This window comes from Haloarcula japonica DSM 6131 (genome assembly GCF_000336635.1).
Taxonomy (GTDB): Archaea; Halobacteriota; Halobacteria; order Halobacteriales; family Haloarculaceae; genus Haloarcula; species Haloarcula japonica.
Genome location: NZ_AOLY01000007.1, coordinates 219,346 through 234,407, shown reverse-complemented (window position 1 = coordinate 234,407; position 15,062 = coordinate 219,346). Strand labels below are relative to the sequence as shown.

The following is a 15,062-nucleotide window of genomic DNA, read 5'->3' as shown; positions in this document are numbered from 1 at the left end:
AGTCCAAACGGCTAAACAGAATCCAATCGAACAGACGGGTATGAGTGACAATACGGCCGGACCGGCCGCCGAGCCGATCAGTCCGAGCGCGCCCGAGGAGTTCGGGCTGGTACAGGTCTGGTGGGGCGACGGCAAGGGCAAGACGACGGCGGCGCTCGGAATGGCGACCCGTGCCGTCGGTCACGGCTACCGCGTCCACCTCCTGCAGTTCATGAAAGGCGGGACCAGCACCGTCGAGGACGTGCGCGGCGAGTACAACGCTATCGCTGCGCTACCGGGGTTTTCCTACGAGAACGCCGGCCACTACGGCTGGCACGGCTTCCTCGACGGGAGCGAGGACGACGAGCACGAGGCCCGTGCCATGGGGGCACTGGACCGCGCTCGGGAGATCATTCAGGCCAGCGCCGACGCCGACCTCTCGACGCCACAGGACGCCGACGGCCCGCCGGAGGAGGGGGTCAACATGCTCGTCCTCGACGAAGTTCTCTACGCCGCGAACCGCGACCTCGTCGATCCCGAAGACGTGATTGGACTTGTCGAGTCCAAGCCCGAAGACCTCGAACTCGTCCTCACGGGCGGCCACGAGCGCCCCGAGTTCCTGAGCGACCACGCGGACCTCATTACGGCGGTCAACAAGGAGAAACACCCCATCGACGCCGGGCAGGGCGCGCGGAAGGGCACGGAGTTCTAGGTACGGCACCTCCAAACGGAGTTACTGCTCCTCCAGCAGGGCATCGACAATTTCGCGGGCCGCTTCGACGTGGTCATCGGCAACGGCATCGGCAGTGCTGTCGACCTGTGATAGAATGTGGTCGACGGTCGTCAGCCGCTCGGTTAGCACGTCATCGGAAATATCACCCTCAGCAATGTCGGCGGCGACAGCCTCCGCCTCCCCGAGCCAGCGGCTGGCCGTTCGTTCGACCGGCTGCTCCCCGGTTTCGGCGAGGTGTTCGTGTAGCGCCTGAAGACGCTCGTCGGTCACGGACAGAACTCGGCGAGCCGAGACAAAGAACCTCTGCCGAATCACTGATGTTCGCGGCGGTCCCAGCACTGCCCGATGGCTCATACGCTGCTGGTCGCAGGGACGGCCAGCCACGTCGGCAAGTCGACCGTCGCGGCCGGGCTCTGTCGCTATCTGGCCGACTGTGGCGTCTCGGTCGCACCGTTCAAGGCCCAGAACATGAGCAACAACGCCCGGGCGACGCCGGGCGGCGAGGTCGGCGTCTCGCAATACGTCCAGGCTCGCGCGGCCGGCGTCGCGCCGTCGACCGACCACAATCCGGTCCTGTTGAAACCGCGGGGCGACGGCGAGTCGCAACTCATTCTGGACGGCGAGGCAGTCGGGCATTTCGAAGCCCGGGGATACTACGACGAGCACTGGAGGGACGCGCTGGAGACCGCCCGAGCAGCCCACGAGCGCCTCTCTCGGGACCACGACGTCATCGCCGCCGAGGGCGCGGGCTCGATCGCCGAGATCAACCTCCACGACCGCGACCTAGCGAACGTCGAGACCGCGCGCTTCGCCGACGCCGAGATACTGCTCGTCGCCGACATCGAGCGCGGCGGCGTGTTCGCCTCGCTCGTCGGCACGCTCGAACTGGTCCCCGACGACATCCGGGACCAGGTGGCCGGCGCGGTCATCACGAAGTTCCGCGGCGACCGAGCGCTGCTTGACCCCGGGATTCAGGAGTTCGAGGAACGGACCGGCGTCCCCGTCCTCGGCGTGCTGCCGTACGACGACCCGGGCCTCCCTGAGGAGGACAGTGTCGCGCTGCCGCCGGTCGGCGAGCGGTCCGTCGTGGGCCACGATGACGGCGTTCCCGACGGCGATAGCATCACCGTCGCTGTCCCGCGGCTCCCGCGAATCTCGAATTTCACCGACCTGGAGCCACTCGCCCGCGAACCCGGCGTCAGGGTGGCCTACGTTCCGCCCGACGCCTCCCTTGCTGACGCCGACGCGGTAGTCCTTCCGGGGAGTAAGAACACGGTCGACGACCTGCTGGCACTGGCCGACGCGGACTTTGGCGACCGCCTCCGAGCGTTCGACGGTCCCGTCGTCGGCCTCTGTGGCGGTTACCAGATGCTCGGCGAGGCAATCACGAACGCCGACATCGAGGGAACCGGCGATTCGGACCGCGTCGAGGGCCTGGGATTGCTCCCGGTGACGACTGAGTTCAGCGAGACAAAGACGGTCGAGCACGTGGAGCGGGACCTCGACGGCGTCGGCCCGCTCTCCGGGGCGAGCGGGACCGTCGAGGGCTACGAGATTCACATGGGCGACTCGGCGCTGACCGGCGAGGCGGCCCGCCCGTTCGACGGCGACGGGGCGGCGACCGACGTCGTTCTGGGGACGTACCTCCACGACCTCTTCAACAATGAAGTCGCCCGCGATGCCTTCGTGCGAAACGCGTTCGAGGCCGCCGGTATCGACCCGCCAGCGGGAAGCAGAGCGACATCCGGCGACCCGTACGAACGCGCGGCCGGTCTCATCGTCGACCACGTCGACTTGGGACCGCTCGGACTGCCCGACCGGTGAGTGTTTGATACTCTACTAACTCCCGGAAATTTATATACAGCTAGTTCGCAATATTCCCCAATGGTCGAAGTGTTCGCGGTCGCCAGTGGGAAGGGCGGGACTGGCAAGACGACGAGCACCGTCGCCCTCGGGATGGCGCTGTCCGACCGCTACGACGTGACGGTGGTCGATGCCGACACGGGGATGGCGAACCTCCTCTTTCATGCCGGTCTGTCCGACGCGGAGACGACGCTGCATGACGTCCTAGCTGACGACGCGCCCGTCGAGGCGGCTACGTATGACCGGTTCGGTCTGACCGTCGTTCCCTGTGGCACGAGCCTCGACGGCTTCAGGGACGCCGACCCAGACCGGCTTCGAGACGTAGTTGCGACGCTTGCGAAAGACACTGATATCATCCTGCTTGATTCGCCGCCGGCGCTCGACAGCCGGACCGCCGTCCTCCCAATCGTGCTGGCTGACCGTATCGTGGTCGTCCTCCAGCCGACGATTCCTGCTATCTCGGACGGGCTAAAGGTTCAGGAGTACGCGACGACCTACGACACGGACGTGGCGGGCCTCCTGTTCAACAAGGTCCGGGAGTCCGAATCCATCGAGCAAGTCTCGGAGAAGACCGAGCGGTACTTCGACGGCCCGACACTCGCGTCGGTCCCTGAGAGCGAGCGGGCACGTGAGGCACGGCGGGCCGGGCGGCCGCTGCTTGCCCACGCACCCGAATGCGAGGCGGCGTCAGCCTACCGAGAAGCCGCCGAATCGCTTACCGTGCGGAATGGAGCGGCCGCCGACGCCGCCGACCGGTTCCAGAGCGCCGTTATCCCCGAGTCACTATGAAGTTGCCCCGCGGCCGACTCGACAAGTCCCGCGTCGTCACGGACCTGCGGGACACGCTCGCCGACGTACTCGACCGCGAACTGACCGGCTACGCCGTCTTCGAGTCCCAGGAGACGCTCCTGCTCGACGGCGAGGGACGGGGCGTCATCACGTTTACCGACGGCGTCCCCGTGCTGGCCTACCACACCGGAACGGACCGTGGCGGGCCGCCAGCGCTCGCGGACCTCGCCGTCCCCGGGCCGTACCACGTCTCGCTGTACGCGCTCGACGCCGCCGACCTCGAATCGGCTCACGGAGCGGGTGAGCTGCAGGTTCCTCCGGGGATGCCCGCCGAGCGGCTGGGCGGGGACCCGGCGCTGGCCGACAGTACGCGACGGGCGGCCCCCGACGAGCGGCTGTCAGCGATGGGCGACGGCGACGCGGCAGTACCCGGGGACGGAACCGCCGAACAGAGCGCCGTCGAAGCGTTTCTCGACGATGCGGAGAAGATCGAGGCTATCAAACAGCAGGCGCGCTCAGAGGCCCGCGAACGCGCACAAGAGTGGGATTTCTGACGGCTTCGCTTAGATAGGGTTCGATACACTACTGACGCTATCGGTCTGCTTCGCGACAGGTCTTCAGTGTGTACGTCACGACACGGCCCGGTTTCACTCCGAAGACGAATCGTCATGACGACGCATCCGGCTTGTTGGAGCGATGTTCCGGTATGTGGCAACCCCGAGGGCAACACTATCCACAGGTAATCTACACCAATCGAGATCAGTCTGCTCGGACTGGGATCCACCACACCCGCGACCGGCCCCCGACTTTCTTGCTCGTGATATCCGTCTCCGATTCGAGGTCATGGAGTTTGTTCAGCGCAGTCCGGCGCGAACAGCCGAGTCTGTCCGCTACCTCCGACGCCGTGAGTGGCTCCGCGTAATCGCTTCGGTGTTTGAACACCTCGATAACGTCCGATTCAGTGTACTGGATCTCTCGTCCAGGCGGAGACATACTTCTGTCAATGATTGCCACACACTTATACTGTCGGCTATTATTTCATTCTGGGTGAAAGTATAGAAACACAGCCTGTTGTTGTCACAAAACGATCCCGGATGTCGGATCAGACTGGCATGAAGTTCCGCAGCTGTTACAGCCCCTGTAACATGTGTTATATCCCGAAACAGTTACAGCAAATAAGTATAGGCACCCACCGGCTATACTATGTTTCGGGGATACGCAATCCCGCCCTCCAGTGGGTGCTGGCCCGCCGACCAGTGCTCCCTTCGGCCCTTCCACCGGACTCCATCCGTGAGCGACTGGATTACTGCTTGTTTTCCTGCACCGACAGGACTGATTCAAGCGGCTGTGACCGCGCTCTGTATCGGTCGAACACTGTCTCAGCCCAGTTATACACCGCTTTGGCATCAGATTCGGCTATCGCCCGGACGTTGTTCCGGTCGTCGTAGGCCGCCAGACAGACCCGCGAGCGGTCCAGCGCGAGGCCGATATCGAGCGGAGTATCGTGGACGTACGTATCGATGTTCTCGTGTTCGACGCCTCGCTCCAGTGCGTCCGAGAAATCGGATGCTGACCGTTCGAGAACACTATGGTCGATGACGAACTCGATATGCGTCCCCGTTTCGAGCAGGTCCACCGCGACATCGTTGAACACCGATGTAACGATAGGCGAGATGGCCCGAACGTCGCCGTCGACCTCGTGCAGCCAGTCCGTGAACCGATCAATCGCGGCCAGCGGGTTCTGTTCGGAGCTCGTCGTGAGACAATCGGGGTCTAACAGCTCCGCCGGGAGGTCCGCTGCGATGGAACCGAGGTGGGCAGCCAGCGGACCGACTGCCCGTGCCCGTTCGACCTCGCTCATGAGTGCCGTGTACTGGTCTAACACCCGCTGTCCAGTCACTGTGAGCCGGTACTCACCGTCCCGTTTGACGACCCACTGGCGCTCGGAGCAGCCCGCGAGTATCCGCTGGATTGTGGTTCGGGTCGCATCCACCGTATCACACAAATCGGTTGGCCGTGCCGGCCGCTCCCGGAGCTGGGCCAACACCGCGAACCGCTGTGGTGACCCAGTAAGGAACTGGCAGTCCTCGAAAACGGTATCGTCCGGTCCCTCCGCCATTGTACACGTGTGGGTCGGCGACCGTCTTAGCCTCTTTGGCGTTTGGCAACACTGAACGGATGTTGGCCCTACTCGTCGCCGAACGAGCCGAGACTGGTCTGGGTCCCGGCGTTTGCTTCGCTGTTTGAGGCATCCGTCCCGTGTTCCGTAGCGATACGTACAGCGGCGTCACGGCCGCCGGAGAAAGAGGCTCGACGGGCAATCGCTGGGTCGCGTAGGGCGTCGGCCGCGTCGGCACGAACCGCCTCGTACCGCCGGCGTAACGCCTGTCGGGCCGCGTCGTAGTCGACTACCGGATGCGGGTACGTTTCACCGATATCGACGCCACAGGACGCCTGCACGTGGACCGGCGTCTGCTCGGGCCGGGCGAGGTGCTCGTCGGGGAGCGAGTCGAGTTCGGGCACCCATCGACGGATGAATTCACCGTCCGGGTCCTGATCGCGGACCTGCTTTCGGGGGTTGTACAGCCGGAGCGTCGGCTTGCCGACCAGCCCGCACTGGGACTGCCACTGCGTGTAGTTGATCGCCGCAGAAGCGTCGATGAGGTGGTGGTAAAACCAGTCCGCGCCGATCCGCCAGGGCTGCTGGAGCAGGTGATAGTAGACCGATGCACACATCGCCCGCATCCGGAAGTTGAGCCAGCCCGTCTGTTTGAGACACCGCATCGACGCGTCGACCATTGGAAACCCAGTCCGTCCGTGCTTCCAGGCATCCACCAGATCCGGATCGTACTGCTCCGCGTTGAACCCCTCGAACACCGGGTTCACTGCCGTATCGAGCCAGCCGGACCAGTCTTCGAGCTTCTGCTCGTAGTGTTTGTTCCAGAACAACCGCGAAACGAACATCTCTTTTCCGCGACCGTCGGGTGCGTGCTCGTCGATGTACTGGATGACCTGTCGCACGGAGAGACAGCCAAAGGCGAGATACGGCGAGAGTCCGCTGGTCCCGTCCCGCGCGTCTGTCGGCGCAGAGATGTTCCCCGGGTAGTCGTCGATCCGCTCGGCGAACGCCGATAGCCGTTCGCGTGCTGGCCCGGTCCCGCCGCGAGGCACGTCGGACTTCGACGGCGTGACGTCGTAGTGGTCCTCGATCACATCGATGTCGGTACCGCTGTCGAAGCTCCGTGAGACGACCGTGCTCGGGTCCCAGTCGTACTGGTCGGCGGAGAACCACGCCGACACGTCGTCCTGCCACCCCTCGCGAGTCTCTGTTCGGTCGCGAATCAGCCCGTCGCCGTCGATGAATGTCACGCCGCACTGTTCCTGCACGCGACGGTCCCGCTCTTGGCCGTAGCGTCCAGTGGGAACGGCCATCGTCACGATATCCCAGCCAGCCTCGCGGAACCGCCGCAGTACGTCCACCGGATCCCCGTGGGCGTAGGTGAGCCCGCGGCCGGTCACGGTGTGATACTGGTCCGAGAGGTCGGCCAGACAGTCGTGCAGGAACCGGATGCGGCTGTCACAGGCGAGGCCATCAGCGCCGTAAAACACCGGGTCGAACACGAACAGCGGAAGCACGTACTCGGATGCTGCAGCCCTCGCTACTGCAGCCTGGTCACGAATCCGAAGGTGTTCGCGGTGCCAGACGACCGTCCCAGCTTCGTCGTCGGCAAGCGTCGGAATCACGTCTTGCTGTGGTGCGTCCAGCGTGCTCCCCGGCTCCAGTCCCGCCATACGCGCTATTGATTCATCATTGGACCACAGGCACCACTGTCTTTCGTCTCTCGAAGCCACAGTGTTCAAGAGGGCGACCGCAGGGACTGGGGGCCGCGGTCGGCTACCAGAAGGGTTACACCGCGGGACCCGCGCTAGCCAATAATGGAATTTGAGTCCACACGCCGACGATTCATGGAACTCGCCGGAGCGAGCGCGACAGTGTCGCTCGCCGGCTGTAACGCCCTTCAGGGAGGCGACAACGACGGACCGAACACGGGTACAGGATCACAAAGCCAGAGCGCGGGCGGGGAGCCTGCGACGGTGACGGTCGGAGTCGAACCAGACCAGACGCAGTTGCAGGAACGACAACAGGAGATCCAGTCCGAACTTCAGGCGGGGAACCTCACACAGAGTGAGGCGCAAGCAGAGTACCGTACCGCACAGGAGGACCTTGCTGAAGACGCAATCAATTCGTTCGAGGAGCGTGCGACATCTGAGCTCGGTCTCACTGTCGATGACTCCATTTCCCGGGCGGGTGCGCTGTTGGTCACTGGCCCGCCGGCCGGCCTCATCGATACCCTCTCAGTCGATAGCGTCACCGGGCTCTTCCCGCAATCGACGTTCGAACAGATCCGATCGCAGGTTCGAACTGAGACACCGGGCGAGACGGAATAACACACTACGGACAGCCTCCTGATTTGCGGCGGGAGAGGCAGCTTTTGTTTCAGACAGTCACCGCGATGACCGACCGCTGGTTTCCAGAACTACGGTGACAGTGGTTTCGCCCCGTTCGGTCGTCGTCGTCACGTCGAAGCCGACAGCAAGAACGTGCGTGCGGCCCACGCGGTCCTGAGTGACGACGCCACGGTCGGCGACGCAGACCCCAAACTGGCGGCCCGGTCCGGAGGGACAGTTCGCGTCTTTCCACTTCCGTGCCGCAGTACCGTTGTAGGTTGTATTGTAGTGGATACCGTCCTCGATTTGGGACGTCTGGAGACGGTCGATCTGAGGCTCCAGTCCAGTGCGAACGGCCGTCACTGCCGAATCGTTCGCTGACCAAGCGTACTGGCTTGGGATGGATGCGCTCTCGGTTGCGACGGCTCGCTCAAGGACCCGAAGCGCATCAGCCGAGGGATCGTCGTCGTAATCGGCTGTCGACCGAACGTCGTCGTGATAGCCCAGTTGGAGGGACGCAAAGAGAATCGGGACAAGTGCAACAGCCACGACCGTGGCCGCAACGAGGACTAGCTGGCCGCGCCGGGTCATGCGTACCACACGATGATTTGGACACTCCCGTGTCCCGTCGGTACAGTTGCGGTCCCAGTGCTGACGCCCTGTGGCGTCGGTGTTCCGACCGCGCCGTGCGGTGTTTCGACCCGGAAGAGGACATTGTCGGGCAGGATTCGGGCGACCCGGTTCGAAAGTGCATCCTGTTCCCGGTCGAAGGCTGCTGGACTCGAAACGACCTCCTGCAGTCGCGTCGCACCGTCATGTCGCGGCGGGTCGTTAGCGAGGAGGGTCGCCGTGTCCGAGGCATAGGCGTCAAGCTGTGGTCCCTGTCGATCCGGTGCTGGCGTCCCCAGTACAAACCCGAGCGCGACACCGAGAATCAGCACTGTCCCGAGGGCAACTTCCACGAGCGACAATGGTAGCTGGGCTCTACGCATCAACGGTCACCACCAGGGTTTCCTTCGTCGACCGCGGGGCATCGTACTCTACGGTCACGTTGCCGGATTCGAGTCGGCCGGCGCGCTGGAAGCGAAGCTCCGTCGTCTCGTAGGGCACCAGCGAAACCTCGTAGCTGCCGTCCAGCCCGCTTCTGTTATGGAGGACGACCCGGTCGTTAGCGCGGACCGTCCAGACAGACGTACCGGTGGGCGGGTCGATTGTCACTGTCGCCCGCGCACTCCGGCGAGGGAGCGTCACCGCGTCGGTCGTCGTCAGGTCGGGCGTGAGTGTTCGTGGTTCCCGCGCCTCGACCACGATGAGACGACTGATTCGCGTACCGCCCTGCACCGTGCCGCTACGTGCTATCTCCTCGTCAGCCAATTTGACGCTGACCGCATACTCGCTGGCCGGCGGTGCGTTCTCCTCTAGAGCGGACTGGTCGAAGTCGTCCACCCGAGATTGGTTGAGGACGTTGCTCCGGGCGGCCAGTGGACCGTCCCCCGCGACGAGCTGGTCAGCGATAGCGGCGGCGACCCGCCGCTCATCGGGGGCCCTGTCCGCGCCGGCAATCGCGGTGTCGGCCATGGCGACCCCCAGTCCGGTGACGACGGTCAGTAACACGAGCGCGATTCCCAGCGCCGGTAGCGACGTCTGTGCGCGTGTGGAATTGTCACAGCGACGGCTCGGCACGGTCATCGCTCCTCCTCCAGTGTCACCGTCACGCTCCCTCGCGTTCCGGAAACCGTGACCACGGTTGGACTGCCGCTCTGCCACTCGCCTGCGAGGGTATCGACTCTATCAGGCAACAGCGGCTGTGTCCGACCGCCGATTTCTGGGTCGGGATGGTCGAGGACGAGCGCAGGTCCGTCAGTCCGGATGCTGTACCCTGCCCCGTCGATGGTCTCCGGCAGCGATACCCGAACAGTTGCCGAGACAGCCCGGGCATTCGGCGGAATCGCCTGTTCGACGCGGGCCGTCGCTTCGGCGAGCGTTCTGTCGCCGAGTTCCGTCCCGACAGCGGATTGATACGCCGGGACAGTGCCACCGTACAGCGTAGTCGTCACTAATCCGATGTACAGCAGCACGAGACCCATGCTCAGCAGTTTCTCGACGACAGTGCTGAGTGCGCGGTTATCCATGCCCCACCTCCGTCCGCATGTTGTGGCGGACGAGATACAGCGTCTGGCGGCCCGGGAACGTTGCTACGACGCTCTGGACACCGTCGCCGTCGATGTCTTTGACTCGCGTCGTTGCTCCAACCCGCTGGAAGTACTCGGTGAACGGACGGGGCGTTTCCGTCTCGATAGCCACGCTGTAGTTGTCGGGCGGGAGCCGTTCGCGCTCGTGGCTGACGTTCTGGCGGATGCGTGCGGAGACGCCGCCCGTCCCGGACACTGTGCCGCCGCTGGCGTTGACGAGCGGCGCGCCGACGATGACGGCCGTGTCGTCCCGCGTCGCCGTCACTGGCGGATCAGTTTCGAGCCACGCATTCCTCGCCGTTCCGCGGACGACGCTCCCGGCGAGAAAGCGAACGCGGCTGTCACCGGAGTCGTACATCACTGCGTCGATGGAGACCGTTCGCTGGACGCCGGAGTCGTTGCGGACTCGGAGCTCTCGCTCCACTGTGGTCAACTGCCCTTCAGTAAACCGAACACGGGCCGTCTGGTGGCCCGTCCGCTCGACCGGCCGGAACGCCGTCTCGAACGTGTTGGCGACGCGGGCCTCGTCGGCAGTCGCCGTGTGCCCGTCGACGACAGTCCCGACGACAGCCGTCAGTCCACCGAGTGCAACGACGGTGAGGCCGAGCAACAGCACCACGCCGACTACGTGGGACTGCGCGTCAGTGTTGCCAATCAAATCAGACCAGCCCCCGCGAAAACGACGTAGGCGATGAGTACCAATCCCGAGGAGTGTAACAGAGCCTCGTACGTCCCGCGACTCGCTGTGCCGGCGAACCAGCCACAGGCCAGCATCGTCGCCTGCGTGACGACATAGAACCGGTGTTGCTCCCGGACGGGTTTGATCGCGCTCGGGTCGAAGGCGATGTTCGCACCGCCCGAAACTGACGACAGTTGCGCGAAGCTATCGAGGACGTAGACGTTGACGGCAACGGTGATACCGATGACGAGCAGCGCCGTCGTCCAACCGACGGCGACGTAGACGAGCAGGGCTGAGCGGATGGATTTCCGGAGATGGTAGAGTTGCCCGATCTCTGTCTGGAGCGTCTCGAACACGTCCTCCGCATCGCTGCCCGTATCCAATGCGCCGACGACCAGCCCGATGGTCTGTTCAGCCATCGGCGTACCGACGCGGTCGACGAACTGATCGAGTGCCGCGGCCCGCCTGTCAGCCGCGGCGTCGCCGGGGCTATCACCGAGCGACAGTGTGAACGCGAGTGACTGGACATCGCTGGCGAGCGCCCCGAGTTCCACGTCGTCGGCGACACGTCGGACCGCCTCTGGAAACGGGCGGCCCAGCGCGACGTGGCCGGCGACAGCGTGAACGAAGTCCTGAATCTCTCGATCCTTCGCGTCGTCCGCTCTGGCCCGGCGGACCGTTACCACACCGACGGGAACGCCGACGGTGGCATACGAGAGGAGCGCGACGTTGACCGGACGGTAGCCCAGTGACCAGAGGCCTGCCGCGACGACCGCACCCAGGGGCGCGCAGGCGAGGAGCGCGCTCGCAGGGTTCGAAGGAATTGTCGCGAATATCGCAACGGGGCTGTCCGGCAGGCTGTAATTCGGGGCGGCTGTGTTCCGCGGTCGGAGCGTAGCAACGACGAAGGCCGCCAGCAGACCGGTAGCCATCACGAACGCCGCACTCCCGTAGACGACGATGGCACGGACAGTCGTCTCGCCCAGCGGTGTCGCAACGGGCTCGGAGAGGCCGGGCGCGAGAATACCCATCACAGTGACGATGAGCACGACGAGCGCGGGCAACACCAGCAACACGACGAACAGTTCCGCGAGGAGTTCGAGATAGCCGGTCGCCCGTTCGTGCTGTCGGCTCTGCTCGTGTGAGAGCAAGCGCCCCTCCATCTCCAGATATCCCTCCAGCGCCTCAGCGCTCTGGTTCGCGTGTTCGCGGAACTTCAGCAGAAACGGCGCAAGCAGGTCCCGTGAAGGCGTCTCGCTGGCGACCCGCTCGATACCGGTATCGAGACTGCCGGTGAGAATCCCCTGATTGAGTGCGCGCCGGAAGGCGACCGCCGTCTCGCCGTAGGCGTCCTGTTCGGCAACGGCGCGTAGCATCTCGCGTCGGTCGTGCGTTCCGGAGGCGAGGACTCTGAGGTATCGGACTGCGCCGGGGAGCGTGGCTGCGATGTCCGCTCGCCGTGCGCTGGCGACCCACGAGAGATACCGGTTCCCGGCGACGAATACGCCCCGTTTGAGCGTAAGTCCAGCGACAGCTCCGAGGACAGTAGCCACGAGGAGCCGAGGCACTTCTGGGAGCGCCAGTCGGTTAATCACCGGGAGGCTCTGCTGGAGCACCGCGACGAACGAGTCGAAGGTCCCCGACGGTACGAGCATCGCTATCGTCGCAGTTCCGACGACACCGACACAGAGCGCTAGCCACGAAAGTCCGTACACTCTGGAGACGTAAACGCCGAACCCGGCGCTTGGATAGGCGGCCCGATAGCGGTCACGCGTGCTTGCGTGGCGGTCGTCCTCGGCATGGTGGGCGAACAGGGCGTACAGGCCCCGGTCGAGCAAGCCGAGCGTCCCGCCGGCCTCAGTCGTCACCCGTACTGACCTCCAAGTGCGGATTGTCGGGGGTGCCGGCCTGTCGCCGCAGTCGCTCGACCGTCGCTGCCTCGTTCGTCTCCAGGTCGGCCAAAACGCCGAACAGGTCGTCGAAATCAGTCAGTCCCTCCTGAACGAGGTACTGGACGTAACGGTGGCGACGGTGGAACGCGTCCTCGACGGCCGAGACCGGTTCATCACGGAGGGCCGAGAGTCGGTCGAAAATACCAGTGTCGACCTGCCGTTGGTCGTCGCCGAACTGCGGGTGGTCGTAGGCGAGTTCGAAGCTCCCGTCGGGCCGTCGCCAGCAGACGGAGTTCCAGTGGATAGTGGTCCCGTCCTTATGTATCGTCCCGCTCCGGTCGTTCGAACCTTCGACGACAGACGGATCATCGACGAACTCGACTACCTCGCCGACGTAGCGCTCCCCATCGACGTGCCGAGGGAACACGACGAGGTCGATCTCTTTGAGCAGGTATGTCGGCACGCCCTTCTCGATAACGCGGTTGACAAGCGATTCGATGTCGTCGGCGTGGGTCGTCCCGATAACGCCGTGGCCAGTGTTGAGCGTTTCAGCGAACGTTTCGAAGGACGCGGCCGTGTTGATCTCAGCGATGACCTCAACATCCGGATTCAGATAGTTACACTGCGTCATCAGGTCGGCCATCGTCACGCGGCGGTGGTCCCGTTCGTGGTCCCGAGTGGTGAGCGAAACACCGGTCTCGTGGGGAATCCGGACCTCGCGTGACCCTTCGTCGATACTGATGGGACGATCCCGATACGGGATGAACGGCATATGGGCATTCATAAGGGTCGTTTTGCCGGCTCCAGTTGGTCCCGAGAAGAGGACGACACCGTGGGATTCGTACAGGAGCCACAGCAGCGCGACCAGTTCCGTCGGCAGCGAGTCACGCTGGACCAGGTCGACCGGTGTCATCGCATCGCCCGACTGTTTCCGGATAGAGATGTGTGGCCCGCCCTCGCTGATAGTCGGCAGGGCAACGGCACAGCGGATGGTATCGTCGGCGTCGTGGAGGCCGTCTCCGTCGGGGTCGATGTTGACTTTCGCGCTCGGGTTCGAGGCGTTGAGTTCAACACCATCGTCGGCGGCCAACTGCGTAACGACGTTGACGAACGCCGCCTCCGAATCGAAGGCGAGATTGGTCGGTACGCGGCCGTCGTGGCCGAGGTTAGCGCGCGGGAGGACCTTCACGCGTTCGTCGATCCGGTTGGCCTCGATGTCCTCCAGCGTGTGGTCCCGGATCGGGACGGTGAGCTTGCCGTAGCCGACGAGGTCCCGAAGGACGTAGTACAGCAGGTCGTCGAGACGGTCGTCAGCAAACCGATGGTCGACCGGCGGCACGGCCAGATCGAGTTCGGCCAGCGCCGACCGGACCCGGTAGCGGGCGGCGTCGACCCATTCGGTCGTGTTACGGACGGTTAGCTGCCGGGCAAGGAGCGAGCGAGTGCGCTCCCGGACGAACTCGACGCGGTCTTCGACGACGCCGTTGACTCCGGTCTCCCAGACGCGCTCTTTACACACCTCGATGAGTTGCTCGTCGCCCGGGAGCAGGTCCGGCTCTCGAACCGCGTACTTCGTCGTGAACGGGTCGGCACCGAGGAGATGCTCGCGGTAGACGACGACCGGAATTTCGAAGCCCTGGAACCGGACAGTGTGGCGCTCGACACGTTCGCTCGCGAATCGGTTGAGATACGCCGGGTCCGGTCCGAGGTCAGTCTCGGCCGGGGCGTAATCGTCGGTATGGACGACGACGCCGTCGTCAGTTACGTCTGCGACGTCGATGCGGGAATCCAGCGCGTACGGAGTCAGGTCGTCGAAACACGCCAGTGACGAGAGCGCGTGGTACTCGATTCGACGACGACTCGCTGGCGACGCGTCGATCAGTCGGTCGATGACCCGACGGTGTTTCGCGTCGAACCCCCCGTTCATTCGCTCCACCGCCCCCTCACGCGTCCGTGGTCGCTCGATGTTCGCACCTTCGAAGTGTAACTCGACAGTCGACAGTGCGTCGGCCTCTGCCGCTGAAAGTACTGGATCACGGACATCGTACCGGAACCCATTCGGTCCCCGTCGGACGGTCACGACGACGCCCGGATACACCTCGTCTTGCTCACGAACGTCCGGCGCGTACCAGGCGTCGGCGGCGTCCGGTGGCATCGGTGCGGGGACCACCGGTGCGGTCTCCGTACCAGCCTGTGCAGTCATACGCGGCTTTAAACTAACCATTGTACTTAAAGTTGTAGACTTTGTTTTTGGAAATTTAATTAAAATATAATTGCTCCGCATAGAGAATATGATGAGAGTACAGGCAATTGAAATGCTCTGTCAGCATAGAATCATACGAATACAATAGGGCCCTCTGATAACATCAAAAAACCGCTAATTAGGAAATCTGGACCTGCTTTTGGGTCCGCTGTCTCCCATAACTCGGTGTTTCGAGATATGCACCAGAATTATCATAAATGTATCAGCGAGTAAATTCATTTGG

Annotated in this window: 16 protein-coding genes; 5 read left to right on the top strand and 11 right to left on the bottom strand. The window is 64.0% G+C overall.

The genetic code is table 11. From position 1 onward, the window contains the following. Window positions 1-40: 40 nt before the first annotated feature. The gene (locus C444_RS04410) at window positions 41-691 is read left to right on the top strand and encodes a cob(I)yrinic acid a,c-diamide adenosyltransferase (protein WP_004591187.1); all 651 of its coding nucleotides are present in this window, start codon (window positions 41-43) and stop codon (window positions 689-691) included. Window positions 692-712: 21 nt separating this feature from the next. On the opposite strand, the gene C444_RS04405 is transcribed toward C444_RS04410, so the two are convergent. Then, a complete protein-coding gene (locus tag C444_RS04405; RefSeq protein ID WP_004591186.1) occupies window positions 713-982 on the bottom strand; it encodes a hypothetical protein in 270 nt (89 codons plus the stop codon). A gap of 75 nt (window positions 983-1,057) precedes the next feature. Here C444_RS04405 and C444_RS04400 point away from each other — a divergent pair, with 75 nt between their 5' ends. The 3 genes from C444_RS04400 to C444_RS04390 are packed head-to-tail and all read left to right on the top strand — an operon-like array spanning window position 1,058 to window position 3,918. Then, window positions 1,058-2,536 (top strand): cobyric acid synthase, encoded by a 1,479-nt coding sequence (locus C444_RS04400; protein ID WP_004591185.1) that lies wholly within the window; start codon window positions 1,058-1,060, stop codon window positions 2,534-2,536. A 60-nt stretch (window positions 2,537-2,596) separates the two neighbouring features. Continuing rightward, the gene (locus C444_RS04395; protein WP_004591184.1) at window positions 2,597-3,364 is read left to right on the top strand and encodes a nucleotide-binding protein; all 768 of its coding nucleotides are present in this window, start codon (window positions 2,597-2,599) and stop codon (window positions 3,362-3,364) included. Then, a complete protein-coding gene (locus C444_RS04390; protein WP_004591183.1) occupies window positions 3,361-3,918 on the top strand; it encodes a hypothetical protein in 558 nt (185 codons plus the stop codon). The genes C444_RS04395 and C444_RS04390 overlap by 4 nt, the downstream gene beginning before the upstream one ends. Before the next feature lie 205 nt (window positions 3,919-4,123). Here C444_RS04390 and C444_RS04385 read toward each other — a convergent pair whose 3' ends face one another. From C444_RS04385 to C444_RS04375, 3 genes are all read right to left on the bottom strand, one after another. After that, window positions 4,124-4,357, bottom strand: coding sequence for an HTH domain-containing protein (locus tag C444_RS04385; protein ID WP_004591182.1), 234 nt, complete (start codon window positions 4,355-4,357; stop codon window positions 4,124-4,126). 310 nt (window positions 4,358-4,667) lie between these two features. Continuing rightward, the gene (locus C444_RS04380; protein WP_004591181.1) at window positions 4,668-5,483 is read right to left on the bottom strand and encodes a helix-turn-helix transcriptional regulator; all 816 of its coding nucleotides are present in this window, start codon (window positions 5,481-5,483) and stop codon (window positions 4,668-4,670) included. 68 nt (window positions 5,484-5,551) lie between these two features. Further along, a complete protein-coding gene (locus tag C444_RS04375) occupies window positions 5,552-7,156 on the bottom strand; it encodes an FAD-binding domain-containing protein (RefSeq protein ID WP_004591180.1) in 1,605 nt (534 codons plus the stop codon). 144 nt (window positions 7,157-7,300) lie between these two features. On the opposite strand from C444_RS04375, the gene C444_RS04370 reads away from it, so the two are divergent. Then, window positions 7,301-7,813, top strand: a complete 513-nt coding sequence (locus C444_RS04370) for a hypothetical protein (RefSeq protein ID WP_049909102.1) — start codon at window positions 7,301-7,303, stop codon at window positions 7,811-7,813. A 57-nt stretch (window positions 7,814-7,870) separates the two neighbouring features. Here the strand turns inward: C444_RS04370 and C444_RS04365 are convergent, their stop codons facing one another. From C444_RS04365 to C444_RS04335, 7 genes are read right to left on the bottom strand one after another with little or no spacing between them, the layout of a single operon-like run. Further along, window positions 7,871-8,404 (bottom strand): DUF7261 family protein, encoded by a 534-nt coding sequence (locus tag C444_RS04365; RefSeq protein WP_004591178.1) that lies wholly within the window; start codon window positions 8,402-8,404, stop codon window positions 7,871-7,873. Further along, the gene (locus C444_RS04360; RefSeq protein ID WP_049909100.1) at window positions 8,401-8,805 is read right to left on the bottom strand and encodes a DUF7262 family protein; all 405 of its coding nucleotides are present in this window, start codon (window positions 8,803-8,805) and stop codon (window positions 8,401-8,403) included. The genes C444_RS04365 and C444_RS04360 overlap by 4 nt, the downstream gene beginning before the upstream one ends. Beyond that, a complete protein-coding gene (locus C444_RS04355; protein ID WP_004591176.1) occupies window positions 8,798-9,502 on the bottom strand; it encodes a DUF7263 family protein in 705 nt (234 codons plus the stop codon). Before C444_RS04355 ends, C444_RS04360 begins: the two co-directional genes overlap by 8 nt. Beyond that, entirely contained in the window at window positions 9,499-9,945 is a 447-nt protein-coding gene (locus C444_RS04350; protein ID WP_004591175.1) for a DUF7266 family protein, read from the bottom strand. Before C444_RS04350 ends, C444_RS04355 begins: the two co-directional genes overlap by 4 nt. Further along, a complete protein-coding gene (locus C444_RS04345) occupies window positions 9,938-10,663 on the bottom strand; it encodes a DUF7289 family protein (protein WP_004591174.1) in 726 nt (241 codons plus the stop codon). The genes C444_RS04350 and C444_RS04345 overlap by 8 nt, the downstream gene beginning before the upstream one ends. Further along, window positions 10,660-12,552: a type II secretion system F family protein gene (locus C444_RS04340; protein WP_004591173.1), complete on the bottom strand. Its 1,893-nt coding sequence runs from the start codon at window positions 12,550-12,552 to the stop codon at window positions 10,660-10,662. The genes C444_RS04345 and C444_RS04340 overlap by 4 nt, the downstream gene beginning before the upstream one ends. After that, entirely contained in the window at window positions 12,542-14,779 is a 2,238-nt protein-coding gene (locus C444_RS04335) for a type II/IV secretion system ATPase subunit (protein ID WP_004591172.1), read from the bottom strand. The genes C444_RS04340 and C444_RS04335 overlap by 11 nt, the downstream gene beginning before the upstream one ends. Between the last annotated feature and the right edge of the window lie 283 nt (window positions 14,780-15,062).